Annotated in this window: 29 protein-coding genes and 2 tRNA genes; 15 read left to right on the top strand and 16 right to left on the bottom strand. The window is 52.2% G+C overall.

Annotation, left to right across the window (positions count from 1 at the left end):
- The first annotated feature begins 1 nt into the window (after position 1).
- From OGV77_RS19870 to ldtA, 8 genes are all read left to right on the top strand, one after another.
- A complete protein-coding gene (locus OGV77_RS19870) occupies positions 2 to 283 on the top strand; it encodes an energy-coupling factor ABC transporter substrate-binding protein (RefSeq protein ID WP_043016808.1) in 282 nt (93 codons plus the stop codon).
- Complete coding sequence (locus OGV77_RS19865) at positions 270 to 947, top strand: energy-coupling factor ABC transporter transmembrane protein (protein WP_043016807.1); 678 nt, start codon at positions 270 to 272, stop codon at positions 945 to 947. Before OGV77_RS19870 ends, OGV77_RS19865 begins: the two co-directional genes overlap by 14 nt.
- 8 nt (positions 948 to 955) lie before the next feature.
- On the top strand, positions 956 to 1,771 hold the full coding sequence (locus tag OGV77_RS19860) for an energy-coupling factor ABC transporter ATP-binding protein (protein ID WP_047410272.1): 816 nt from the start codon (positions 956 to 958) through the stop codon (positions 1,769 to 1,771).
- Positions 1,768 to 3,288 (top strand): cobyric acid synthase, encoded by a 1,521-nt coding sequence (locus tag OGV77_RS19855; RefSeq protein ID WP_087051379.1) that lies wholly within the window; start codon positions 1,768 to 1,770, stop codon positions 3,286 to 3,288. Before OGV77_RS19860 ends, OGV77_RS19855 begins: the two co-directional genes overlap by 4 nt.
- Positions 3,285 to 3,830, top strand: a complete 546-nt coding sequence (gene cobU, locus OGV77_RS19850; RefSeq protein WP_080624988.1) for a bifunctional adenosylcobinamide kinase/adenosylcobinamide-phosphate guanylyltransferase — start codon at positions 3,285 to 3,287, stop codon at positions 3,828 to 3,830. Before OGV77_RS19855 ends, cobU begins: the two co-directional genes overlap by 4 nt.
- Entirely contained in the window at positions 3,827 to 4,570 is a 744-nt protein-coding gene (gene cobS, locus OGV77_RS19845; RefSeq protein WP_019077089.1) for an adenosylcobinamide-GDP ribazoletransferase, read from the top strand. The genes cobU and cobS overlap by 4 nt, the downstream gene beginning before the upstream one ends.
- Before the next feature lie 24 nt (positions 4,571 to 4,594).
- Complete coding sequence (gene cobT, locus OGV77_RS19840; protein ID WP_043016802.1) at positions 4,595 to 5,659, top strand: nicotinate-nucleotide--dimethylbenzimidazole phosphoribosyltransferase; 1,065 nt, start codon at positions 4,595 to 4,597, stop codon at positions 5,657 to 5,659.
- 125 nt (positions 5,660 to 5,784) lie between these two features.
- A complete protein-coding gene (gene ldtA / locus OGV77_RS19835; RefSeq protein ID WP_043016801.1) occupies positions 5,785 to 6,714 on the top strand; it encodes a L,D-transpeptidase in 930 nt (309 codons plus the stop codon).
- Between the two features lie 23 nt (positions 6,715 to 6,737).
- Here the strand turns inward: ldtA and OGV77_RS19830 are convergent, their stop codons facing one another.
- The 5 genes from OGV77_RS19830 to mtfA form a co-directional block, all read right to left on the bottom strand.
- Complete coding sequence (locus OGV77_RS19830) at positions 6,738 to 7,421, bottom strand: ABC transporter ATP-binding protein (RefSeq protein ID WP_047410286.1); 684 nt, start codon at positions 7,419 to 7,421, stop codon at positions 6,738 to 6,740.
- Positions 7,422 to 7,431: 10 nt separating this feature from the next.
- Complete coding sequence (locus OGV77_RS19825; protein WP_087051380.1) at positions 7,432 to 9,120, bottom strand: ABC transporter permease; 1,689 nt, start codon at positions 9,118 to 9,120, stop codon at positions 7,432 to 7,434.
- Positions 9,104 to 10,141 (bottom strand): extracellular solute-binding protein, encoded by a 1,038-nt coding sequence (locus OGV77_RS19820; protein WP_087051381.1) that lies wholly within the window; start codon positions 10,139 to 10,141, stop codon positions 9,104 to 9,106. Before OGV77_RS19820 ends, OGV77_RS19825 begins: the two co-directional genes overlap by 17 nt.
- 261 nt (positions 10,142 to 10,402) lie before the next feature.
- A tRNA-Asn gene (locus OGV77_RS19815) sits at positions 10,403 to 10,478 on the bottom strand.
- Positions 10,479 to 10,577: 99 nt separating this feature from the next.
- Complete coding sequence (gene mtfA, locus OGV77_RS19810) at positions 10,578 to 11,375, bottom strand: DgsA anti-repressor MtfA (RefSeq protein WP_075145996.1); 798 nt, start codon at positions 11,373 to 11,375, stop codon at positions 10,578 to 10,580.
- Positions 11,376 to 11,468: 93 nt separating this feature from the next.
- On the opposite strand from mtfA, the gene OGV77_RS19805 reads away from it, so the two are divergent.
- Positions 11,469 to 11,558, top strand: a tRNA-Ser gene (locus OGV77_RS19805).
- 169 nt (positions 11,559 to 11,727) lie between these two features.
- On the opposite strand, the gene ompC is transcribed toward OGV77_RS19805, so the two are convergent.
- On the bottom strand, positions 11,728 to 12,930 hold the full coding sequence (ompC, locus tag OGV77_RS19800; protein ID WP_087051382.1) for a porin OmpC: 1,203 nt from the start codon (positions 12,928 to 12,930) through the stop codon (positions 11,728 to 11,730).
- 441 nt (positions 12,931 to 13,371) lie between these two features.
- Between ompC and OGV77_RS19795 the strand changes: the two genes are divergently transcribed.
- The 3 genes from OGV77_RS19795 to OGV77_RS19785 all read left to right on the top strand — a co-directional run bounded on the left by OGV77_RS19795 (position 13,372) and on the right by OGV77_RS19785 (position 16,019).
- A complete protein-coding gene (locus OGV77_RS19795; RefSeq protein ID WP_043016795.1) occupies positions 13,372 to 14,064 on the top strand; it encodes a phosphohydrolase in 693 nt (230 codons plus the stop codon).
- A gap of 76 nt (positions 14,065 to 14,140) precedes the next feature.
- Positions 14,141 to 15,571, top strand: coding sequence for a DNA cytosine methyltransferase (locus tag OGV77_RS19790; protein ID WP_414437094.1), 1,431 nt, complete (start codon positions 14,141 to 14,143; stop codon positions 15,569 to 15,571).
- Positions 15,552 to 16,019 (top strand): very short patch repair endonuclease, encoded by a 468-nt coding sequence (locus OGV77_RS19785; protein ID WP_043016793.1) that lies wholly within the window; start codon positions 15,552 to 15,554, stop codon positions 16,017 to 16,019. The genes OGV77_RS19790 and OGV77_RS19785 overlap by 20 nt, the downstream gene beginning before the upstream one ends.
- Here the strand turns inward: OGV77_RS19785 and yedA are convergent.
- Positions 16,011 to 16,931 carry a drug/metabolite exporter YedA gene (gene yedA / locus OGV77_RS19780; RefSeq protein WP_075146000.1) on the bottom strand — a complete coding sequence of 307 codons (921 nt, stop codon included), beginning with the start codon at positions 16,929 to 16,931 and terminating at the stop codon, positions 16,011 to 16,013. The genes OGV77_RS19785 and yedA overlap by 9 nt on opposite strands.
- A gap of 175 nt (positions 16,932 to 17,106) precedes the next feature.
- Here yedA and OGV77_RS19775 point away from each other — a divergent pair, with 175 nt between their 5' ends.
- A complete protein-coding gene (locus OGV77_RS19775) occupies positions 17,107 to 18,021 on the top strand; it encodes a DUF808 domain-containing protein (protein ID WP_170928033.1) in 915 nt (304 codons plus the stop codon).
- A 77-nt stretch (positions 18,022 to 18,098) separates the two neighbouring features.
- Positions 18,099 to 18,281, top strand: a complete 183-nt coding sequence (locus OGV77_RS19770; protein ID WP_087051384.1) for a YodC family protein — start codon at positions 18,099 to 18,101, stop codon at positions 18,279 to 18,281.
- A gap of 206 nt (positions 18,282 to 18,487) precedes the next feature.
- Here the strand turns inward: OGV77_RS19770 and yodD are convergent, their stop codons facing one another.
- On the bottom strand, positions 18,488 to 18,715 hold the full coding sequence (yodD, locus tag OGV77_RS19765; RefSeq protein ID WP_003030417.1) for a YodD family peroxide/acid resistance protein: 228 nt from the start codon (positions 18,713 to 18,715) through the stop codon (positions 18,488 to 18,490).
- 163 nt (positions 18,716 to 18,878) lie between these two features.
- On the opposite strand from yodD, the gene dsrB reads away from it, so the two are divergent.
- A complete protein-coding gene (gene dsrB / locus OGV77_RS19760; RefSeq protein ID WP_003030419.1) occupies positions 18,879 to 19,067 on the top strand; it encodes a protein DsrB in 189 nt (62 codons plus the stop codon).
- A gap of 51 nt (positions 19,068 to 19,118) precedes the next feature.
- Here dsrB and rcsA read toward each other — a convergent pair whose 3' ends face one another.
- The 8 genes from rcsA to fliL all read right to left on the bottom strand — a co-directional run bounded on the left by rcsA (position 19,119) and on the right by fliL (position 24,104).
- Positions 19,119 to 19,742 (bottom strand): transcriptional regulator RcsA, encoded by a 624-nt coding sequence (gene rcsA, locus OGV77_RS19755; protein WP_043016789.1) that lies wholly within the window; start codon positions 19,740 to 19,742, stop codon positions 19,119 to 19,121.
- A gap of 288 nt (positions 19,743 to 20,030) precedes the next feature.
- Entirely contained in the window at positions 20,031 to 20,816 is a 786-nt protein-coding gene (gene fliR, locus OGV77_RS19750; RefSeq protein ID WP_047410421.1) for a flagellar biosynthetic protein FliR, read from the bottom strand.
- An 8-nt stretch (positions 20,817 to 20,824) separates the two neighbouring features.
- Positions 20,825 to 21,094: a flagellar biosynthesis protein FliQ gene (gene fliQ / locus OGV77_RS19745; protein WP_003030425.1), complete on the bottom strand. Its 270-nt coding sequence runs from the start codon at positions 21,092 to 21,094 to the stop codon at positions 20,825 to 20,827.
- A gap of 9 nt (positions 21,095 to 21,103) precedes the next feature.
- Positions 21,104 to 21,841 (bottom strand): flagellar type III secretion system pore protein FliP, encoded by a 738-nt coding sequence (gene fliP / locus OGV77_RS19740; protein WP_006684053.1) that lies wholly within the window; start codon positions 21,839 to 21,841, stop codon positions 21,104 to 21,106.
- Positions 21,841 to 22,215 (bottom strand): flagellar biosynthetic protein FliO, encoded by a 375-nt coding sequence (gene fliO / locus OGV77_RS19735; protein WP_080624994.1) that lies wholly within the window; start codon positions 22,213 to 22,215, stop codon positions 21,841 to 21,843. The genes fliP and fliO overlap by 1 nt, the downstream gene beginning before the upstream one ends.
- Before the next feature lie 2 nt (positions 22,216 to 22,217).
- Positions 22,218 to 22,631 carry a flagellar motor switch protein FliN gene (fliN, locus tag OGV77_RS19730; RefSeq protein WP_003030433.1) on the bottom strand — a complete coding sequence of 138 codons (414 nt, stop codon included), beginning with the start codon at positions 22,629 to 22,631 and terminating at the stop codon, positions 22,218 to 22,220.
- Positions 22,628 to 23,632: a flagellar motor switch protein FliM gene (gene fliM, locus OGV77_RS19725; RefSeq protein ID WP_003030434.1), complete on the bottom strand. Its 1,005-nt coding sequence runs from the start codon at positions 23,630 to 23,632 to the stop codon at positions 22,628 to 22,630. Before fliM ends, fliN begins: the two co-directional genes overlap by 4 nt.
- A 4-nt stretch (positions 23,633 to 23,636) precedes the next feature.
- A complete protein-coding gene (fliL, locus tag OGV77_RS19720; protein ID WP_003030435.1) occupies positions 23,637 to 24,104 on the bottom strand; it encodes a flagellar basal body-associated protein FliL in 468 nt (155 codons plus the stop codon).
- Positions 24,105 to 24,113: the final 9 nt, after the last annotated feature.

Genomic DNA, 24,113 nt, shown 5'->3' with positions numbered 1-24,113 from the left:
GATGAAAAAGACGCTGATTTTGTTAGTGATGGTTGTCGCGCTGGTGATCCTGCCGTTCTTTATCAACCACGGTGGAGAGTATGGCGGTTCAGACGGTGAGGCGGAGAGTCAGATTCAGGCAATTGCTCCCCATTATGAACCGTGGTTCCAGCCGTTGTATGAACCCGCAAGCGGCGAGATTGAAAGCCTGCTGTTTACGCTTCAGGGATCGCTGGGCGCAGCCGTGATTTTCTACATTCTGGGTTATACCAAGGGCAGGCAACGTCGTGATGACCGGGCTTGACAGGCTTAGCTATCAAAGCCGCTGGTTTCATGTCTCACCGGTGCGGAAATTTCTGCTCTGGCTGATGATGATGATTCTGGCATTTACTCTGCCCCCGTTGGGGCAGGGTATTGAGCTATTATTGATTGCCGCGCTGAGCTGCTGGCTGCTGCGCATTTCCTTCTGGCGCTGGTGTCGCTGGATGGCTTTGCCATTTGGTTTTCTGACAGTTGGCGTGGTGACTATTCTGTTTAGTTTTAGCCGCGATCCACAGACGCTGCTGGCCAGCATCCCTGTAGGAAGCTATTGGTTAGGCGTGAGTGGGCCAGGGCTGGTCACCGCTAATGAAACCTTCTGGCGCAGCCTGGCTGCGCTGGCGGCAACGTTCTGGCTGGTACTGAATCTACCGTTTCCGCAATTAATTATCTTACTTAAACGCGGGCGCGTTCCTCGCCTGTTGACTGAGCAGATCCTGTTAACCTGGCGCTTTATTTTTATCCTGTTAGACGAGGCGCTGGCTATACATCGCGCACAAACGCTGCGTTTTGGTTATCGTAGCTTGCCGTTGGGCTATCGCTCGCTGGCGATGTTGGTGGGACTGCTGTTTACCCGCGTGTTGATCCGCTACCAGCAAATGACCACCACACTGGATATCAAACTGTATCAGGGTGATTTTCACCTGTAAGGATAAGTATGCTTGCCACCTCAGCGCTTTGGTTTCGCTATCAGGATGACCCCATCCTCAAAGGGCTAACGCTGGACTTTTCTACGCATGCCGTCACCGGGCTGGTCGGTGCCAATGGCTGCGGGAAATCTACGCTATTTATGAACCTGAGTGGCTTACTGCGCCCGCAGCAAGGCACAGTGATGTGGCAAGGCAAACCGCTGGATTACAGCAAACGCGGCTTGCTGGCGCTGCGTCAGCAGGTGGCAACCGTCTTTCAGGACCCCGATCAGCAAATCTTTTATACCGATATCGACAGCGACATTGCCTTCAGCCTGCGCAACCTTGGCGTGGATGAGGCTGAAATCTCCCGTCGGGTGGACGATGCGCTCACGCTGGTCGACGCCCAGCATTTCCGCCATCAGCCTATTCAGTGTTTAAGCCACGGGCAAAAAAAACGTGTGGCGATTGCAGGGGCATTGGTGTTGCAGGCGCAGTATTTGCTATTGGATGAACCTACTGCAGGCCTTGACCCTTCAGGTCGCATGCAGATGATTGAGATAATCAAACGCATCGTAGCGCAAGGAAATCACGTGGTTATCTCCAGCCATGATATCGATCTTATCTATGAGGTCAGCGATGCAGTTTACGTTTTGCGCCGGGGCGAAGTGCTAACGCATGGCACGCCGGGTGACGTTTTCGCCCAGACGGAACTGATTGAACAAGCGGGACTAACTCAGCCCTGGCTGGTGAAGCTGCATACTGAGCTGGGCTTCCCGCTGTGTAAAACAGAGGCTGAATTTTTTAGTTGTATGCGAGAGAACGCACTGAAGGAGGCGTCATGACGCAGGCAATAATGTTGCAGGGAACGGCATCTGATGTGGGTAAAAGCGTGTTGGTCGCCGGGCTGTGTCGAATTTTTTATCAGGATGGGCTGCGTACCGCACCGTTCAAATCGCAGAATATGGCGCTGAACTCTGGTATTACGCCAGAGGGCAAAGAGATGGGCCGCGCGCAAATCTTTCAGGCTGAGGCTGCCGGCATTACGCCAGATGTGCGTATGAATCCGGTGCTGCTTAAGCCAACCAGCGATCGTAAAGCGCAGGTCGTGCTGATGGGCAAAGTGGCGACCGATATGGACGCGGTGAGTTACCACGAGTACAAACCGCGTCTGCGGGATCAAATCCTGTCAGTTTACAACAGCCTGGCGCAGGAGTTCGATGTACTGGTGCTGGAAGGCGCGGGAAGTCCGGCTGAGATTAACCTGCGCGATCGCGATATCGTCAATATGGGCATGGCTGAAATGGCGCAATGTCCTGTCATTCTGGTGGCAGATATCGATCGCGGCGGGGTGTTTGCCTCCATTTATGGCACGCTGGCGCTGTTGCACGATCACGAACGCGCGCGGGTCAAAGGGGTGATCATCAATAAGTTTCGCGGTGATGTGACGCTGCTGCACTCCGGTATTGAGCAAATTGAAGCGCTGACCGACGTTCCGGTACTGGGCGTCATGCCCTGGCTGGATGTTGATCTGGAAGATGAAGATGGCGTTGCGCTGCAAAAGGGCAAATATTTGCGCACAGACAAACGCGACATCGACATCGCGGTGGTTCAAATACCGCACATTTCTAACTTTACGGATTTCAATGCGCTTGCCGCACAACCGGATGTGCGCGTGCGCTATGTTCGCCAGCCAGAAGAGCTGGCGGGGGCCGATCTGGTGATTCTGCCCGGCAGCAAAAATACGCTGGGCGATCTGGTGTGGCTGCGTGAAAGCGGCATGGCGCACGGCGTCGTGCAATTGCATCGTAATAACGTACCGGTGGTGGGGATTTGCGGCGGTTACCAAATGCTCGGCGATACCATCATTGATGACGTGGAGTCAGGACTCGGTACGCTGCCGGGGCTGGGCTTGCTCAATACCGTAACCCATTTTGCCCAGCATAAAACCACCACCCTGGTTGAAGGGCAAATGTCCTCCTCGCTGCCCGACTGGCTGGCAGGCACGGCGGGGTTATCCGTTCGCGGTTATGAAATCCACATGGGCGAAACGACGTTAACTGAAGAATGCCGGTCGGTGATGACGCTGCGAAAAGACGGCGGCAATGTGGCTGACGGCGCGGTCACTCCGGATGGTCTGGCGTTCGGCACCTACCTTCACGGTCTGTTCGACAGCGATGAATTTACCCGTGCGCTGGTGAATGGCCTGCGAAAGCGTAAAGGATTAGCCCCGCTGGATTCCACCTTCCATTACGCGCAATATAAATCGCAGCAGTTTGATCTGCTGGCGGATGCGATGCGGCAACACATCGATATTGAGAAAATTTATACCATCATGCAGCAACACCGGGAGCCAGTATGATTATTCTGGTTACGGGCGGCGCACGAAGCGGCAAGAGTCGGCATGCGGAGGCGCTGATCGCTGATTCTCCAAACGTTTTGTATATCGCAACTTCGCAGATTTTTGATGAGGAGATGGCTGCGCGAATTCAGCATCATCGCGATGGACGCCCTGCGCACTGGCGTACAGCCGAGCGCTGGCAACATCTGGATGAACTGATAACGGCAACGAACAATCCGCAAGAAGCCATTCTACTGGAGTGCATTACCACGATGGTGACTAATCTGCTGTTTGCGCTGGGCGGTGACAGTGACCCGGATAGCTGGGATTACGCGGCGATGGAGCAGTCCATCGACGACGAAATCCGTTCGCTGATTGCTGCCTGTCAGCGCTGCCCGGCAAAGGTGGTGCTGGTCACCAACGAAGTGGGAATGGGAATTGTTCCGGAAAACCGTCTGGCACGGCATTTTCGCGATATTGCAGGACGCGTGAACCAGCGACTGGCGGCGGCAGCTGATGAGGTCTGGCTGGTGGTATCAGGAATTGGAGTCAAAATTAAATGAGTAAGTTGTTCTGGGCAATGCTCTCTTTTATCAGTCGCTTGCCCGTTCCTGCACGCTGGTCGCAAGGACTGGATTTCGAGCACTATTCGCGCGGTATTGTGATGTTCCCCTTGATTGGCGTGGTGCTGGGAGGCCTGACGGGGCTGGTCTTTATGGCGCTACAGCCCTGGTGCGGAGTGCCATTGGCGGCTCTGTTTGCCGTCCTTACCCTGGCGTTATTGACCGGGGGATTTCATCTCGACGGGCTGGCGGATACCTGTGACGGCATTTTTTCTGCCCGTCGACGTGAGCGGATGCTGGAAATCATGCGTGACAGCCGCCTGGGAACCCACGGCGGACTGGCGTTAATTTTCGTGTTGCTGGCGAAAGTGCTGGTGGTGAGCGAACTGGCTTTGCGTGGCACACCGATGCTGGCGGCGCTTGCTGCAGCGTGTGTCGCCGGACGGGGTACCGCTGTTTTGCTGATGTATCGACATCGTTACGCCCGCGAAGAAGGGCTGGGTAATGTCTTTATTGGTAAAGTCACCGGGCGTCAAACCTGCGTCACGTTGGGATTCGCGGCGATCCTGGCTGCCGTGCTTCTTCCCGGCATGCGCGGCGTTGCAGCGCTGGTTGTTACGATAGTGGCGATTTTTATTCTTGGGCAGTTATTAAAACGCACGTTGGGTGGGCAGACCGGCGATACGCTGGGCGCAGCCATTGAACTTGGCGAGTTGATTTTCCTGCTGGCTCTGCTCTGAGTCAGCCAACATACTGGAACCCTTATGCAGACTTTAACCTCTTTACTCCGCGCAATCCCAACACCTGATAGTGCTGCGATGCGGCGTGCACAACAGCATATCGACGGCTTGCTTAAACCGCCGGGAAGCCTTGGGCGGCTCGAATCGCTCGCCGTGCAACTGGCCGGTATGCCTGGCCTGAAAGGCACCCCGCATGTGAACGGCAAAGCGATGCTGGTGATGTGTGCCGATCACGGCGTGTGGGATGAAGGGGTTGCTGTTTCGCCTAAAATCGTCACGGCTATTCAGGCCGCGAATATGACGCGCGGGACAACCGGCGTTTGTGTGCTGGCCGCGCAGGCGGGGGCAAAGGTACATGTGATTGATGTCGGTATTGATGCCGAACCTATTCCTGGCGTGGTGAACATGCGCGTGGCGCGCGGCTGCGGCAATATTGCCCAAGGCCCGGCAATGAGCCGTTCGCAGGCCGAAGAACTGCTGCTGGAAGTTATTCGTTATACCCATGAGTTGGCCAAAGACGGTGTAACGCTGTTTGGCGTTGGTGAACTTGGTATGGCAAATACGACACCTGCAGCAGCAATCGTCAGCGTGCTGACCGGCAGCGATGCTGAGGATGTGGTAGGTATCGGCGCTAACCTTCCGCTTTCCCGAGTAGGCAATAAAGTTGAGGTTGTGCGGCGAGCTATTGCTGTCAACCAACCGGATCGTAATGACGGTATCGATGTGCTGGCTAAGGTTGGCGGGTTTGATCTTGTCGGTATGGCGGGGGTGATGCTGGGGGCGGCCTCCTGTGGCCTGCCTGTGGTGCTGGACGGTTTTCTCTCTTACTCTGCTGCGTTGGCGGCCAGCCAGATTGCGCCGCAGATTAAACCTTACCTGATCCCATCACACTTCTCCGCTGAGAAGGGCGCTCGCACTGCGCTGGCCCATCTTGAATTGGATCCGTACCTCAACATGGGGATGCGTTTGGGCGAAGGTAGCGGGGCCGCGCTGGCGATGCCGATTATTGAAGCGGCCTGTGCAATGTACTCCAACATGGGGCAGCTCGCCGCCAGTAACATTGTGCTTCCGGATGGTAAGGAAGCGTAGTTACGTGAGCCCTGAACCCCGCGGGATGGCGGGGTTTTTTATGCACATTTTAGACGTAACCCACTAAAACAGATAATAAAAGCTATAATTAACGGATGTCTGCTGCGACGAAGGAAAGGAAAAAGATGCGTCGTGTGAAACTGCTTTGTTCACTCATTATGCTGCTCGCATGTCAGGGCGCGCAGGCGGTGAGCTATCCGCTGCCGCCAGAAGGAAGTCGCCTGGTGGGAAGCCCTTTGACTATTACGGTCCCTTCAGGAAACACTCAGCCGCTGGAAGCCTTTGCCGCGCAGTACGGGCAGGGGTTGAGCAACATGCTTGAAGCCAATCCCGGCGTAGATGTTTTTCTGCCTCAGTCTGGCTCAACGCTGGTTGTGCCTCAGCAACTGATTTTACCGGATACCGTGCGCGAGGGGATCGTCATTAACGTCGCAGAAATGCGCCTTTACTACTATCCCGCTGGCAGTAATACGGTTGAAGTTTTACCCATTGGCATTGGTCAGGCGGGAAGAGAAACGCCGCGTAACTGGGTGACGGCGGTCGAGCGTAAGCAGGAAGCGCCGAGCTGGACGCCGACGCCGAATACCCGCCGTGAATACGCCGCACGCGGGGAATCCTTGCCTGCGTTTGTGCCCGCTGGACCAGATAACCCGATGGGGCTGTATGCGATTTATATCGGCAGGCTTTATGCCATACATGGCACAAATGCGAATTTTGGCATTGGTCTGCGGGTCAGCCAGGGTTGCATCCGTTTGCGAAATGATGACATTAAATATCTGTTTGATACCGTCCCGGTTGGGACGCGTGTGCAACTGATAGACCGACCGGTGAAATACAGCGTAGAGCCCGACGGCAGTCGTTGGGTGGAAGTGCATGAACCCCTGTCACGAAACCGTTCGGAATATGAGTCTGACAGACAGGTTCCCTTGCCAGTCACTCCCGCGTTGCGCACTTTCATTAGCGGGAATGACGTGGATGTGAGTCGCGGAAATCAGGCACTGGAAAGACGCTCCGGCATGCCGGTGAACATCAGTCTGGTTCAGACGCACTATTAATTATCACGGCGACCCGGTTACCTTTAGCCAGGGTGGGTCGCTGTTTTAATTTGATACTGCCCCATTTTTACCACGCCAATATGGTCAGCCATCAGCTGCGCTTCGTGTTCGCTGTGGGTAACCAGCAGTGCCGTTTGCCCGGCGGCGCGTAAAATATCCCGTACCTCGTTGCCAAGACGCTCACGCGTACGCTTATCCAGGCTGGAGAAAGGCTCATCGAGCAGCAGGATTTCCGGATGCGGGGCCAACGCGCGCGCAAGCGCGATACGCTGCTGCTGCCCGCCGGAAAGTTCATGCGGATAACGGCTGGCATGGCTGTGCAACTCCACCATTTTTAACAGCTCCGCCACCCGAACCTGCTGCTCCTCGCGTGGCATACGTCGTAATCCAAAGGCCACGTTTTGCTGCGCGGTCAGGTGGGGGAACAGCGCATATTCCTGAAAGACCATGCCGACATGACGTTTCTCCGGCGGCAGATGAACCCCGGGACCGGCAACGCGGCGCTGTGACACATAGATCTCTCCGCTTCGCAGCCGTTCAAATCCGGCAACTGCGCGTAGCACCGTAGTTTTTCCACAGCCTGAAGCGCCCAGCAGACAGGCGATTTCTCCTTTACGTACCGACATTGAAAATCCGCTCAGTACCGATTGCTGGCTGTTACCGTAGGCAACGTGCACATCCTGGAGTCGTAATGCATTTTCTGACATTGTTGCTCTCTTAACCACGGCGAGTCATCTGATGACGCACCAACAAAATAACCGGTAGCGTGCCAGCTAAAACAATCATTAGCGCGGCGATAGCGCCTTCTTCATAGGTTCCACGGGCAGCTTCCGCATACAGCAACGTTGCCAGCGTTTCGAAGTTTACCGGGCGCAAAAGCAATGTGGTTGGCAGTTCTTTCATGGCATCGGCAAAAACCAGCAGGGCGCTACTCACTAACGCCGGGCGCAGCAATGGGAAATGAACCCGTGCAAATGTGCCCGCACCATTCTCACCCAGCAGACGTGAAGCCTGTTCCAGCGCCGGCGGGATGCGCCCCAGGCCGGAGTCCAGCGCGCCGATAGCAATCGCCTGGAAACGCATGGCACAACAAATTACCAGCAGGATCCCTGCAGACATCAGCGGCAGGCCGCGAACATCCAGTAAATCAGCCAGCCAGCGGTCGACAGCCATGGCGGGGGTTAAAAAACCAATCGCCAGAATGGTGCCGGGAACCGCATAGCCTAAAGACGCCAGACGCATTACACCGCGACGAAATCCCGGCATCGCGTTATCTGCGGCGCTGTGGCGCGCGCTCCAGGCAACCAGCATACTGACACACACCACCACCAGCGTGGTTCCCGCCGCCAGTGATAGCGTATTTTGTAATGCTGACAGTAACGAGGAGGATATTGGGTTCTCATCGCCTATGCGTTTGGCGCTTTCCCAAATTAAAAACAGGACCGGGGCCAGAAAACCCAGCACAACCGGCAGTGAAATAACGCCACCGAGCAGCCAGCCACGCCAGCCCTGCACGCGCGTGGGTTGAATTTCCCGCAGGCTGCGGCTGCTGAAGCCCTGTTTTCTGCGGCCATAAAATTCCAGCGTCAGAATAAAAAATATAAACATCAGCATTATGCAGGCGATTTGCGCCGCGGCAGATAAATCAGAACGCGAGATCCACGTGGTGTACACGGTAACCGTTAAGGTCTGTACCCCGAGGAATTCTGACGCGCCAATATCGTTGAGCGTTTCCAGCAGTGCCAGACTGATCCCAACGGCCAGTGCCGGACGAGCCATGGGGAGAGCGACGCGAAAAAAGGCTCCTGTTGCGCTGCATCCCAGCGTACGCGCAGCTTCCAGTAAATGGGCCGGCTGGCTGATAAACATAGCGCGGGTTGTCAGGTAGACGTAAGGATAAAGCACTAATCCGAGCAGAATTATTGCGCCGGAAAGAGAACGTAAATCTGGCAGGCGGAATTGTCGCGGGCTGTCAAATCCCAGTAAGAAACGGATAAAGGTTTGCAGGGGACCTATCGGATGCAACAGATCGAGCCACGCAAAGGCGACGATGTAGGTCGGCATCGCCAGCGGCAACAGCAGCGCCCAACTGAGAATTTTTCGCCCAGGGAAATCCCATGCCGTCACCGCCCATGCGCTGCCTACGCCAATGACACCGACCATTACAGCGACACCTGCGAGCAACAGCACGGTGTTTTTTAGCGCAGATGGCAGTACATATGTCATGAGATTATCCCAGTGGGATAAATCGACCTGGGTGGCCTGCCAGATCAGCGCAACGACAGGGGTCAGGACGCCAAGTGCGACGCACAGCGCGCCAAGATGCAACGGCGTTAATAATGACTGCGGCCCGGAAACCAGGCCGCGTAACGTCGGAAACTGCAGAGGTTTATTGATCGAATCCAACTTTATCTACCAGCAGGCTAGCTTGTTTACGATACTTCACGATTTCGGTTAGCGGCGTTTTATCTACATCGATTTCACCGATTGTGGCGCTGATAACCGGGTCAAGCGTTACGCCTTTCAGTACCGGATATTCGAAGTTCGCTTTCGCGTACTGCTGCTGGGCAGGCGCCGAAACCAGATATTCCATCAGCTTAACGGCATCGGCTTTATTCGGCGCATAGCGGGCAACGGCTGCACCGCTGATGTTGACGTGCGTACCGCCATTTTCAAAGGTGGGTTTAACGACTTTTATGGCATCGCCCCACTGACGCGCATCGCTGCCTTCTTTGGCGTTCTTCATATGACCGACGTAATAGGAGTTAGCCAGACCAATATCACAAATTCCGCCGAGGATATCGCGGGCAACATCGCGGTCGCCGCCGGTGGCTTTACGTGCCAGGTTAGCCTTCACGCCGCGCAGCCATTCTTCGGTTTTGGCTTCGCCATGATGGGCAATCATCGCGGCGATCAGCGCCGTGTTGTACGGGTGCTGGCCGGAGCGAATACAGACTTTTCCTTTGTATTCAGGGCTGGCGAGCTGTTCGTAATGCCAGTTATCGATTGGCAGCGACTTCTCGGCATACAGCACGCGAGCGCGCATAGAAAGCGCAAACCACTGATTATCCGCACCGCGCAGATTCGCAGGAATGGCGGCTTTCAGTACTTCTGACTCTACCGGCTGGGTTACACCGGCTTCAACTAAATCGATGAGATTACCGGCATCGACGGTCATCAGCAGGTCGGCAGGCGAGTTTTTGCCTTCAGCCTTAACACGCTCAAGCATACCGTCTTTGATATAGACCGTACTCACTTTGATGCCGCTGGTTTTCGTCCAGCTGTCAAGTAAAGGCTGGATCAGACCCGGTTCGCGGGTGGTATAAAGCGTTAACGTTTCCTGAGCGAAAGCAGGCAGGCTGACAGAGAAGACGAGGGCAGAGGCAAGCGTGATACGGCGCAATCCGGTGCGAGGCAGAGCATTCATCGTTTTTATCCCAGAGTAATTGGAACATACAGTGAACCGAGCAAGGCTCGTTCTTTTGGCTCGCGTACAATAAATGATAATCACTAGCACTTACAATAAGTGCAAAGTTTAAACGATTTACATTTACACAACTTTAATCAACGATGTGATGCAACGGCGGATGGGGCGTTATGGCAAACCGGGCGCTCTCTTACAGGCATTTTTTTAACAGACATAAAAAGCAAAAAGCCTGCTTAGTTTCCTAAGCAGGCTTCTTAAATTTGGCTCCTCTGACTGGACTCGAACCAGTGACATACGGATTAACAGTCCGCCGTTCTACCGACTGAACTACAGAGGAATCGTGTGAACGAGGCGCATATTACTGACCTCGCCATGAGGTGTCAACAGTAAAATTAGCGCGTCATTTCAATTGGTTAATTAATCTTCAAATTCAGTGTTAATGCGCATTTGGTGAGCGATAATCGTCGTCTCCCCGGGTATCGCGTAACCGTTCCATGGGGTTCTGGCGATAAAACTGGATGAAACGCTGCCATAAGGCAGGAAAACGCGGAGCAAATAATTCAGGCGCGCTGAAAAAATACTCGGATAACACGGCAAAGCATTCTGCAGGATCGGTCGCTGCGTAGGCATCTATACTGCAGGCCGTTTCTCCAACCAGATCGATCTCATCCTGAATATTGTTCATTGCGGCATGCAGGTCATGTTCCCAACCGGCGATATCGCGCAGGGGGATTGCCGGAACACCGCTGGCACGATCGCCATTACGCATATCAAGCTTGTGTGCCACTTCATGGATGATCAGATTAAAGCCGGAGGCGTCAAAGGAATCTTGAATATCAAGCCAGTTGAGGATTATTGGGCCTTGTTGCCAGCTCTGTCCGGACTGTACAACGCGTTGGTTATGCACCAGCCCAATATCGTCTTCCCATTCATCGTCTACGACAAACGGGGCAGGGTAGATGAGAACTTCATGAAACCCGTCGAGCCACTCAATCCCCAGTTCCAGAACAGGTAAGCAAAACAGCAGAGCAATGCGCGCACTTTTTAGCGGGTCCAGCTCAAATCCCTGAAGAGCGACCATTCTTTTTTGCTGTAAAAAGCGTTCTGCCAGGGCGACAAGTCTGGCTTGTTCTTGCTCGGTGAGATTAACCAAAAGGGGAATAGCCATGGCGTCGTCCCACGGCCAGTCGTCACTCCGGGTTGTTTCTTGTTCTTTCCAGGGCCACTTAATCATCGTTTTGCTCGCAAACTCGTCACTTGAACGAAATTGACGGAACTGGGTCTGTTAAAATGCCAAATTACCTGGCATCATGGCAACCGCCAAAACGGAGAGATGCCAGAGCGGCTGAATGGACCGGTCTCGAAAACCGGAGTAGGGGTAACTCTACCGGGGGTTCAAATCCCCCTCTCTCCGCCACTATTCAAGCACTTGCACGCCTTGCTTTCAACGACAGTTCTCACGGATGTTTTTTTCTTTGAGTATCCTCACAAGTTTATCGTTGTCATGCCCGTGCGGTAAAAAAATACGTTTCATATAAATAAAAAGCCCGCTTCATATGAAGCGGGCTTGCGCGTTTGTGCATCAATTAGAACTGATAGACTAAACCAACGGCAACGATGTCGTCTGTCGCGATACCGTTATCAGAGTAGAAGCTGTCGTCTTCATCCAGCAGGTTGATTTTATAATCAACATAGGTGGACATGTTTTTGTTGAAGTAGTAAGTCATACCCACATCAACATATTTGACCAGATCTTTGTCGGTGTAGCGGTAATTGCCATTGCTGTCGCGATCCCAGCCGCCTAAATCAACACCTTTAGACATCAGGAAAGAAACCGCAGGACGCAGGCCAAAGTCAAACTGGTATTGAGCAGTGACTTCAAAGTTTTGCGTTTTGTTGGCGATACCGCCTTTCGCAACATCTTCCCCTGCAGCATTCTTATAAGAGCCGCTGCCGTATGCTGTCATGTTACGGGTTTCTGCGTACATAGCAGCCAGATACACGTTGTTAGCGTCATATTTCGCGCCAATAGTCCAGGCATCCGCTGTTTCGCCACCAGCATATTTATCGGTATAGCTACGATCGCCGCGGCCAGCTGCAACTTGCTCGTTAGTACGATCGGAACTGGAGTACGCCGCACCCAGGCTTAAACCGAAGTCGAAGTCATAGGAGGTAGACATACCGAAGCCGTCGCCGTTTTCTTTCGCCAGTTTACGGTTAGTGCTGTTACCGGAACCTTCCTGACCTAAGCTGCTACCTTCGTTATTACCCTGATACTGCAGGGCGAAGTTCAGACCATCAACCTGACCAAAGAAGCCTTTATTGCGATAGGTGGCAACGCCGTTAGCACGACCGGTCATGTACACGTCGGTCTGGGTGTAAGTATCGCCACCAAATTCTGGCAGCATGTCGGTCCAGGCTTCTACGTCATAGACGACGCCATAGTTACGACCGTAATCGAAGGTGCCGTTCTCACCAAATCCTAAGCCAGCGAAAGCCAGACGAGTCCAGGAATCGCCTTTATCACCTTCGGTGCCGTTGGCTTGAATGTTATATTCCCACTGACCATAACCAGTCAGCATATCATTGATCTGCGTTTCGCCTTTGAAACCCAGACGTGCATAGGACATGTCGCCGTCGCTGCCTGTATCGTCAGAGAAATAACGCAGACCATCGACTTTACCGTACAGATCCAGTTTATTGCCGTTCTTATTATAAATTTCAGCCGCATTAGCTGCGCCTGCAGCTAATAAAGCAGGGAGAAGCAGTGCCAGTACTTTTCTTTTCATTATGTATTCCCTTTATATAATAATTAAAATGAATATGTAACACTATTTGAAAGACTACATTTGGATACTATCTATGAAGTTCATTTAATTTAAAATATAACATGTAACAAATGTATTTAAGATATTTCAAAATATGTCATCAGCGCATTATTATCATTAATATTGTATGTTTATCATGTTTTTATTTTTATGATAAATGCTTTGCTATCATTGAGTTATGTTTTATATTTATTTTTATTGTTAAATATATATTATTGATGTTCGTTATTTATTTTGCTGTCATATTTATAATTTACCTGCTCGTCTTGACTAATGCTGATTATATATTCGCAGAAAATATGATTATTATAAAATAATATATAGTGGTGATATGCAGTGTTGGCGGTAGTCTGATATGAGAATTGTTGCTAAGGTGGTTTTCTTTCTGCGAAGAGTGAGAGTATGGAACGACATGACTGGCAGTCGAAATTTGAAGCCTGGTTGCGTGAAAATCATTCAGGGCACGACGCTGCTCACGACATCTTTCATTTTCGGCGTGTGTGGAAGACGGCTCAAAAGCTGAGCACGGATGCGACCGTAGACTGGCTGGTGGTGCTGACGGCATGCTACTTCCATGATCTCGTCAGTTTGCCGAAGAATCATCCCGATCGTCATCGTTCATCGGTAATGGCAGCCCAGGAAACACGTCGCGTTTTGATGCACGATTTCCCTGATTTTCCACACCAACGATTACCTGCCGTGTGCCATGCCATTGAGGCGCACAGTTTCAGCGCCAAAATTGTACCAGAAACCCTTGAGGCCAAAATTGTGCAGGATGCTGACCGGCTTGAGGCGCTGGGGGCGATTGGTTTAGCGCGTGTATTTGCCGTGTCCGGGGCGTTAGGCGTGGCGCTGTTTGATGCGGAAGATCCGTTTGCCAGGCAGCGTAGTCTTGATGATAAACAGTACGCGCTCGATCACTTCCAGACCAAACTGTTGACGCTGCCGCTAACGATGCAAACCGCGCAAGGCCGGCATTTGGCGCAACATAATGCTGACTTCTTATTGACGTACATGGCGAAACTGAGTGCGGAGTTAAAAGGAGAATATGAAATGCTGGATCTTGACGCGATTCAACCCCTTATAGCGCGTTAGTTGCCAGTACAGCCGCAACGTCAACCGCGCTATTTTATGTTAATCTGTCGGTTATCCATTTCGGCCGGTTAAATGTATGCAGGATAATTTTTCAGTAGCAGGCTCCATGAACCCGATGACAGATGATAACGACGCCACCGCACAGGTGATTTTGGCGAAGTTGCTTGAAATTTATGACGTGAAAACGCTGGTTGCTCATCTGAATGGTGTTGGCGAGAACCGCTGGAGTCCGGCCATCTTTAAGCGAGTTGTCGCCAATGAGACATGGCATCGTCTGAGCGATGGCGAGCTGGCTCATCTGAAAGCCTTGCTGCCGACGCCGCCTGAGCATCATCCACATTATGCTTTTCGCTTTATCGATCTTTTTGCCGGTATTGGCGGCATTCGTCGCGGCTTTGAGGCGATTGGCGGGCAGTGCGTGTTCACCAGTGAGTGGAACAAGCATGCGGTGCGTACCTACAAAGCGAATCACTACTGCGATCCTCACCAGCACCATTTTAATGAAGATATTCGCGATATCACCCTCAGTCATCATGATGGGGTGAGCGACCAGCAGGCGGCAGAACATATTTGCCAGCATGTTCCTCAGCATGATGTGCTGTTGGCGGGGTTTCCTTGTCAGCCATTCTCACTGGCCGGCGTATCAAAGAAAAACGCGTTAGGTCGTGCTCATGGCTTCGCCTGTGATACGCAAGGCACACTATTTTTTGATGTAGTGCGCATTATCGATGCGCGTCGGCCAGCCATATTTGTGCTCGAAAACGTCAAAAACCTGAAGAGCCACGATCAGGGAAAAACTTTCCGCATCATTATGCAAACGCTGGACGAGCTGGGTTATGACGTGGCGGATGCAGACGATAACGGACCGGACGATCCGAAAATTATCGACGGGCAACATTTCTTGCCTCAGCATCGCGAACGTATTGTGCTCGTCGGCTTTCGCCGCGATCTAAATCTGAAATCAGACTTCACGCTGCGCGATATTATCTCCCGCTATCCTCAGCGGCGCACTACGCTGGCGGAGCTGCTTGAGCCGACCGTTGATGCAAAATATGTGTTGACGCCGGTGCTGTGGAAATATCTGTATCGCTATGCGAAAAAGCATCAGGCGCGGGGGAATGGGTTTGGCTATGGCATGGTGTATCCCGGCAATCCCGATTGCGTAACGCGTACATTATCGGCGCGTTACTATAAAGATGGGGCGGAGATCCTGATTGACCGTGGTTGGGATCTGGCGCTGGGTGAAAAGGATTTTGATGATCCGCACAATCAGCGACACCGTCCTCGCAGGTTGACGCCCAGAGAGTGCGCGCGTCTGATGGGGTTCGAATCACCTCAGGGTTATCAGTTCAGGATCCCGGTGTCGGACACGCAGGCATATCGTCAGTTTGGTAACTCGGTGGTCGTCCCGGCGTTTGCGGCGGTCGCCAGGCTGCTGGAGCCAAAAATCAAACAGGCGGTTGCTATTCGCGAGAAAGAGAACCTGCATGGCAGACGTTCACGATAAGGCAACGCGCAGTAAAAATATGCGGGCGATAGCCACCCGCGATACTGCCATTGAAAAGCGCCTTGCCAGCTTGCTGACAGAGCAGGGGGTAACGTTTCGCGTGCAGGATGCGACGTTACCCGGTCGCCCCGATTTCGTGGTCGATGATTATCGTTGTGTGATCTTTACCCACGGTTGTTTCTGGCATCATCACCACTGCTATCTATTTAAAGTCCCCGCAACACGAACGGAATTCTGGCTGGAAAAAATTGGCAAAAATGTCCAGCGTGACGCGCGGGACGGTGAAATGTTGCAGGCGCTGGGCTGGCGTGTACTGATTGTCTGGGAGTGCGCCCTGCGTGGGCGCGAAAAGCTGGGGGATGACGCGTTATCCGAACGTGTTATCGAGTGGATCTGCGGTGGTGGCGCCAGCGCGCAGATCGACACTCTCGGTATTCATTTACTGTAACGTCTTTTCCGACGGGGTCACAACGGCGTCCGCTTTAGCGGGAAATAAGTATTTACCGAGCGTGACCAGTACTACCGCAAATACAATCACGCCAAGCGCCAGCCATTCGATGGGCGCCAGGCTTTCTCCTCCCAGACCGGTACCTAACAATACGGCGACAACCGGGTTCACGTAGGCATAGCTGGTGGCTAATGCCGGACTGACGTTGCGGATCAGGTACATATACGCGTTAATGGCAATAATAGAACCAAACAGGGCCAGATAGGCGACCGCCATAAAGCCTGAAAATGTTGGCATAGTGGTCAACTTTTCCCCGGAAAGCAACGAGGCGCACATCAGCACAATACCGGCGGCTAACATTTCAATGGCCCCGGCCATCATGCCAACGGGTAGCGTTATACGTGAACCGTACACCGATCCAAATGCCCAGCTCATTGAACCTATCAGGATTAAAACAGCGCCCCACGGATTACCACTCAAATTACCTCCGCTGTTCAGCATGATGATCCCAGCGAGTCCAATTGCGATCCCCATCCACTCCAGCTTGCGCGTTTTAATGCCAAAAAAGTGGCTAAAGCACAGCGTAAACAGCGGCACGGTGGCGACCACTACGGCGGCAATACCGGAAGGCACGTTTTGATGCTCAGCGACAGTCACCAGTCCGTTACCTACAGCCAGCAGCAGGATACCAATTAACGCGGCGTTCAAAAGCTGACGCAGAGGCGGCAGCTTATGTCCGCGAATAAGTAAGAATGCGGTTAACAAAATTCCCGCAGAGAGAAAACGAACGCCAGCCATCATCAACGGCGGCCAGCTTTCAACGCCAATGCGAATAACGAAGTACGTGGAACCCCAAATGATGTACAGCGCGAAAAGCGCACTGAAAAGCGGTAGCAATTGCCTGAAACGCATATTCCCTCACGGTGGAAATAAAAAGGTGCAACATAGTAAACGTTAAAACTATCTTGCTGGCGAGATTTATAATTACCTGCCGATGTTAAAAATTTGTTGACCAGAAAGGTCAGTTTCAGCATTGCGTGTTTTACTTCATACTTATGACTGCAAAAAAATAATATTGAGGGTAAAAATTTTGGCAGGAAGTAGCTTATTGACCTTACTCGATGATATCGCCACGCTGCTGGATGATATCTCCGTCATGGGAAAACTGGCCGCGAAAAAAACCGCGGGCGTACTGGGAGATGATCTGTCGCTTAACGCGCAGCAGGTGTCGGGCGTGCGGGCGAATCGCGAACTCCCGGTGGTCTGGAGCGTGGCGAAAGGCTCGTTTGTTAACAAAGTTATCCTTGTGCCGTTGGCGCTATTGATAAGCGCCTTCATTCCCTGGGCGATTACCCCCTTATTAATGGTAGGCGGGGCGTTTCTCTGTTTTGAAGGTGTGGAAAAAGTTCTCCATACCCTGGAAGCGCGTAAACACAAAGAAACTCCGGAAGAACGTCAGCAGCGTCTGACATCTTTGGCGGCGCAGGATCCGCTCACCTTTGAGAAGGATAAGATCAAAGGGGCGATACGTACCGACTTTATTTTATCTGCTGAGATTGTCGCGATTACGCTGGGGATCGTAGCGGATGCGCCATTGTTGAATCAGGTATTGGTGTTATCGGGCATCGCGTTAGTGGTGACCGTGGGGGTCTATGGTCTGGTCGGGATTATCGTTAAGCTCGATGATATTGGGTACTGGCTGGCAGAAAAACGTAGCGCGTTTGCCCAGTCGCTGGGTAAAGGATTGCTGATCGTTGCTCCCTGGTTGATGAAAACACTTTCTGTGGTCGGCACGCTGGCGATGTTTTTGGTCGGCGGCGGAATTGTGGTGCATGGAATATCACCATTGCATCATGCGATTGAACATTTTTCCCAACAGCAAAGTGCATTGATTGCGCTGATGCTTCCAACCCTGCTGAATCTGGTGCTTGGTTTTATCATTGGCGGGATAGTCGTGCTGCTGGTGAAAGCTGTTGCCAGACTGCGCGGAGTTTCGCACTAAATGTCGCAGGGTTGATTACGCAAAACGCCTCTTTGTCGTCTAAGGTGTAAAGGTTTCTCTTGATACAGGAGGCAGGTATGGTCTTTTCTGTCAGTGAGGAAGTCACCTCAAAAGAGGGTGGCCCACGCATGATCGTTACCGGATATGCCAGCGGAATGGTGGAGTGTCGCTGGTACGACGGCTTTGGCGTCAAACGGGAAGCATTCCGTGAAGATGAACTGGTGCCGGGCGAGCGCAGATCGCTGTGCCAGGATCCCTGAACATCTGGCTTGCGCGTAACCGGGCGATCTCTCAACCATTAGTTATATTTATCATTTTAGTGAGAATTATTTACTTGTCAGGCAAAAAAATTGCAGATAAGGTTTGTTTCACATCAGATTTCCTGGTGTAACGAATTTTCAAGTGCTTCTTGCATAAGCAAGTTTAATCCCGACCCGATAAGGGCCGGGATTTTTTTCGCCCTCAGTCAGCGATTGATTTCCGACACGCTAAAATCATGGATATCAAGCTCGAATGCGTCGGCCAGTTCATGCCATGTATGGTAATCACGCCCGTCGACGCTGACGCGTTCCGGGTCATCCTGGCTGCGATGAATTTCACTCTCGCAGATTTCGTTGATTGCCTTCAGCAGCGCGTCCACATCGACGCTGACTTCACGCTTGGCCGTATCGCTGTACTCTTTCGCGGTTTTCATCCTCATACCTCTCAACCGTTAAGGATACCGGGGGAGCGTATCCGGACATCAGATACGCACAACTTAAGTATAGACCGTCGATAAAACCCGCAATCGCACGAGCCAGGCGCTGCCAGAAAAAGGAAATTGTTCTACACTGGCACAAAGCCACAGGAGGAAAACTATGAAGGTGAATGATCGGGTCACAGTCAAAACGGACGGCGGTCCTCGTCGACCGGGCGTGGTACTGGCTATTGAAGAGTTTAGTGAAGGCACTATGTACCTGGTTTCGCTGGAAGACTACCCGCTCGGTATCTGGTTCTTTAATGAGTCAGGTCATCAGGATGGTATCTTTGTGGAAAAAGTGGAGTAAACCCGTTCTGCAGTGATTCTGACTGGTGGATCCGCCACCAGTCAGAACGTCTTAGCGCATATTCACAAAGATACCATTGGTGACATTATCCGTGAGTCGAACAACGTGATAGATAACTTGCTTATTATGCGTCTTTATCTTTCGTTTTATATTCCCCTTATGGGATGACACGGTCTTGGCCTTGATATTCATTTGGTCGGATATCTGTATTGTTCCCTGACCCTCCATCCACATGCGCAGCATGCTGGACTCGGTACGGCTTAATGACAGTGTCGGCAGATTAACATCAATGACAATATCCACTTCCTTTTTCAGAATATCGCCAAGAAGTGTATCCAATGAATCTGGTTTAATCGACTTAGAACTAATCAATAAATTTTTTCTTACTAATAGATATTCATCAAAATGTACGTTGGCAATTGCCATAAACACAATAAATAATGTACCGGGATGTTGATTAATGATTTGCTTTATTTGCTGGCTATTAGCAGGATCGTGGATAAAGCAGTCCTCATTAATAAACACCACAGCGGGCTGTTGAGAGACACAGGCGAGACTGAGTTCATCAACGTTGGAAATGTTGTTGATTTCCCTTTTTTTCACCCCCCGACTTACCAGATATCCGGTCAACCCTAGCCGGGTGTAACTGCATAAATCCATAATAATCGTTGACATGGCATACCCTCACTCAATGCGTAACGATAATTCCCCTTACCTGATTATTTCATCACAACTAAACGGAATAATAACGACCCAAGATGACGCTTTCGCTGTTTTTCAGGCGAAATTACTATCCCGTAAAGTTGCGTATAATTTGCCAGGAAACATCTTAAAGTAAAGTAAATGTTGCGTTATGTGAGTGAGGCAAAAACAAATAAACCGCGACAGAGATATCCTGGTGGATGTTGTCACTTTTTAAATTTAGGACAATCCTTAGTAAAACAGGATAAAAAATAAGGGTTATTATTTTCCGGGCATTTCGCTGACAATATCAGCCAATAAATTAAAAATTTCGCTGAATAATCGTTCGCAGAATGGCGCAATTAATGGCATCAGCGCCGCCATTAATGAAATACCCACGGTGAGGGTGAGTGGAAAGCCGATGACGAAAATCGACAACTGGGGGGCCATACGATTTAACAAACCGAGTGCGAGGTTCAGTGTGAGTAGCAGCGTCATTATCGGCAGGGCCAGCATTAGACCGTTGAGGAAAATCAGGCTACCCGCCCGCGCCAGCGCGAGAAACGCATTGCTGTTCACCGGATTGCCGCCGATTGGCAAGGTATGAAAGGTATCCACCAGCAGTGAAATAAGCCATAAATGACCGTTAAACGTCAGGAACAACAGCATGGCGAGCATGTCGATCAGGCGTGCCAGCACCGGCATGTTCAGACGGCTGCCGGGGTCGAAGAAGGTTGCGAAGGAGAGACCCATTTGGAGGCCGATCAATTCCCCGGCGGTTCGTACTGCCGCAAATGCAAACTGCATGGTGAAGCCTATGGCGATGCCGATCAGGATTTGTTGCATTGCCTGCCATAGCGCGCCAACAGAAAAGATAGGGACGTCTACGGGGGGAATCGATGGGGCGATAACGACGGTTATCATTAATCCAAGCCCCAGTTTTACCCGTTTGGGGATGGCGCGCTCGCTGAGAATAGGGGCCGTTGAGATGAGCGCCAGTATGCGCAGCAAAGGCCAGAAGTAAAGGTTTAGCCAGTGGAGCCATTCAACGCTGGTCACCTGCAGCATAATGTCATCTACCCGATGATATAGGGGATATTGCTGAACAGCGTACGTACGTAGTCGAGCAGCAGGTTAAGCATCCACGGTCCGGCAACAATGATGGCAATAAACACCGCGACAATTTTGGGAATGAAGGACAGCGTCATTTCATTAATCTGGGTCGCCGCCTGCAAAATACTGATGATAAGACCTGTGACGAGGGCGACCAACAGCAACGGCGCGGCAAGGGCCAGGGCGACCTTCATCGCCTCTGTGCCCATCATCATGACCGATTCAGGAGTCATTTCGCGCCTCTAACTGTAAAAGCTTTGTGCCAGCGAGCCGACAAGCAGCTGCCAACCATCTACCAACACAAACAGCATCAGCTTGAACGGCAGCGCGATCGTGGCCGGGGGGACCATCATCATCCCGAGCGCCATCAGCACGCTGGCGATGACCAGGTCGATAATCAAAAACGGAATAAAAATAGTAAAACCTATCTGGAATGCCGTTTTCAGCTCGCTGGTGACATAGGCCGGAAGCAAAATTCGCATCGGTACGGCTTCTGGTCCTTGCAGAGGGCCGCTGTTTGCCAGACGAGCGAACAGCGCCAGATCCGCTTCACGGGTTTGGCGTAGCATAAACTCACGCAGCGGCTGTGCGCCTTTCTCCATGGCTTCCTGCATGGAGATCTTCTCTTCACTGAACGGTTGATACGCGTCGACGTAAATTTTGTCGATTACTGGCGACATGATGAAAAAGGTCAAAAATAGCGCCAGCCCCAGTAGCACCTGGTTCGGCGGTGCAGAAGGTGTTCCCAGCGCATTTCGTAACAGGCCGAAAACGATGATGATGCGGGTGAAGCTGGTCATCATCAATAAAATGGCGGGCAGGAATGTCAGCGAGGTGATAAACACCAGCGTTTGCACTGGCAAAGACCAGCTTTGTCCGCCGCCTGGCAACGGCTGGCTTACCAGTCCCGGAAGCTGAGCGAGGGCAACAGGGCTGAAAAGCCATAAGCCTGCCAGCGTGATGGATAACAAACGGCGCATCAGGATCTCCCAGGACGCTTGAGCAAACTCTTCATCATGGCCTGGAAATCCGCGGGGGAGGCCGGTTTTTCTTCTGCCTCGGCAGGCGCCGCGGGCAGGGTGTGCAATACGTTAATTTGCGAGGCCGTGACGCCCAGCACCAGGCGCGCATCTTCAACCTCAACAATCACCACGCGCTCACGTGGACCCAGTGAGGTGCTCGCAGTAACTTTCAGTCCGCGCGTACCAGCGCTTTTGGGGGCAAACCCCAGACGCTTAATGACCCAGGCCGCAGCCAGGATCAATACGATGATCCCAAACAGCGCGCCGCTTACCTGTACCAGCGGTGAGCCGGGTACGGCGGCTGGCTGAGAAACTGTCGCCTGGGTATTCATGCTTAACGGCTCAGACGGCGCATGCGTTCTGATGGGGTAATAATGTCGGTGATACGAACGCCGTATTTATCTGCGACCACCACCACTTCACCCTGGGCAATCAGGTAACCGTTGATCAGGATATCCAGCGGCTCGCCAGCCAGACCATCCAATGCGACGACCGAACCCTGCGTCAGACGCAGCAGTTCTTTGATGGTCATGCGGGTACGGCCCAATTCGACGGTCAGTTTGACCGGAATGTCCATGATCAGATCGATGTCCTGCAAAGCACCGCTGACGTCGCCGCCACCTAACTGCTGGAATACCGCATCGGCCGCACTTTTGGTGGGCGTGGTTTTTTGCTCGTTTAACGCGTCAGCCCACAGATCGTCCAATGCGCCAGTGTTCTCATCGGACGGATTATTCATATCACTCATTTGGGCTGTTCCTCATTCAGCGAATTCAAAATCGGGTTTATCAGATGTTCTACGCGTAACGCATACTGACCGTTTACGGTGCCATACTGGCTGGTCAGTACAGGCACGCCGTCCACATGAGCAATAATGCGGTCGGGTTTTTCAATCGGCAGTACATCGCCGGGTTTCAGTTTTAAAATCTGGGATAGCCGCAGCGGAATGTCGGCAAAGTTTGCCACCAGCTCCAGTTCAGAATGCTGAACCTGACGCACCAGATTATTGCGCCAGTTCTGATCTTCATTACGCGAGTTTTCCAGCGGCGGGTTCACCAGCAGCTCACGCAACGGTTCAATCATGCTGAATGGCAGACAGATGTTAAATTCACCGGTCAGGTTGCCAATTTCAACGTGGAACGGAGTATTCACCACGATGTCGTTAGGAGAGGTGGTGATATTGGTAAATTTCACCTGCATCTCGGAACGAACGTATTCCACTTCCAGCGGATTGATGGCCTTCCACGCGTCGCTGTAGCTTTCCAGCGCCAGCTTCAGCATGCGGTTGATAACGCGCTGTTCGGTATGGGTAAATTCCCGACCTTCAACTTTCGTCGGGAAGCGTCCATCACCGCCGAACAGGTTATCAACGGCGATAAATACCAGACTCGGTGAGAACACCACCAGACCCGTACCGCGCAGCGGCTTCAGGTGGATTAAGTTCAGGTTGGTCGGAACCGGTAAGTTACGCGCAAACTCGTGGTATGGCTGGATACGGATCGCACCCACGGTAATATCCGGGCTACGGCGCAACAGGTTAAATAATCCCATACGGAACTGGCGCGCGAAGCGTTCGTTAATAATCTCCAGCGCCTGTAAACGCTCACGTACTACGCGGCGCTGGGTGTTGGGATCGTAAGGACGAATATCGCTTTCTTTTGCGATACCGGAAATGGGTTCGTCTTTAGTTTCGCTATCGCCGTTAAGCAATGCGTCGATTTCAGCCTGAGAAAGAATACTGTCGCCCATGTCTTTACCGCAGAATAAAAGCTGTATAAAGAACGTCGGTGACAACCTGTTTGGGTTGACCAACAACGAGCGGAGTCGCGAGCGTCTCTTTGATGGCGGTAATCAACTGTTGCTTACCTTCTTCGGTGGCGAGCGTAGCCGCGTTCTGGCGGGAAAACAGCAGCAGCAAACGGCTGCGTACTTCCGGCAGATATTCGTTAAGACGTGAACGCGTCGCCTCGTCTTTCATACGCAGTGTGATACCGATATACAGTACACGGTCCGCATCACCCAGATTGACGGTAAAGGTATCCAGCGCGAAGAATACCGGGGCTGGCGGTGGAGCCGGTTCCGCTTTGACGCTGGCGGACGGCTGCTGCTGCATGCGCCAGTAGCTATAACCCGCAGTTGCGCAGGCGGCGAGGGTAATTAATACCAGCAGAGGGATCCAAATAGCGCGTTTACTTTTTTTGTTAATCGCGGAGTCAGTCATCAGATACGG

This window comes from Citrobacter sp. Ce129 (assembly GCF_030334545.1).
GTDB lineage: Bacteria > Pseudomonadota > Gammaproteobacteria > Enterobacterales > Enterobacteriaceae > Citrobacter > Citrobacter europaeus.
This window is presented reverse-complemented; position numbering and strand designations above follow the sequence as displayed.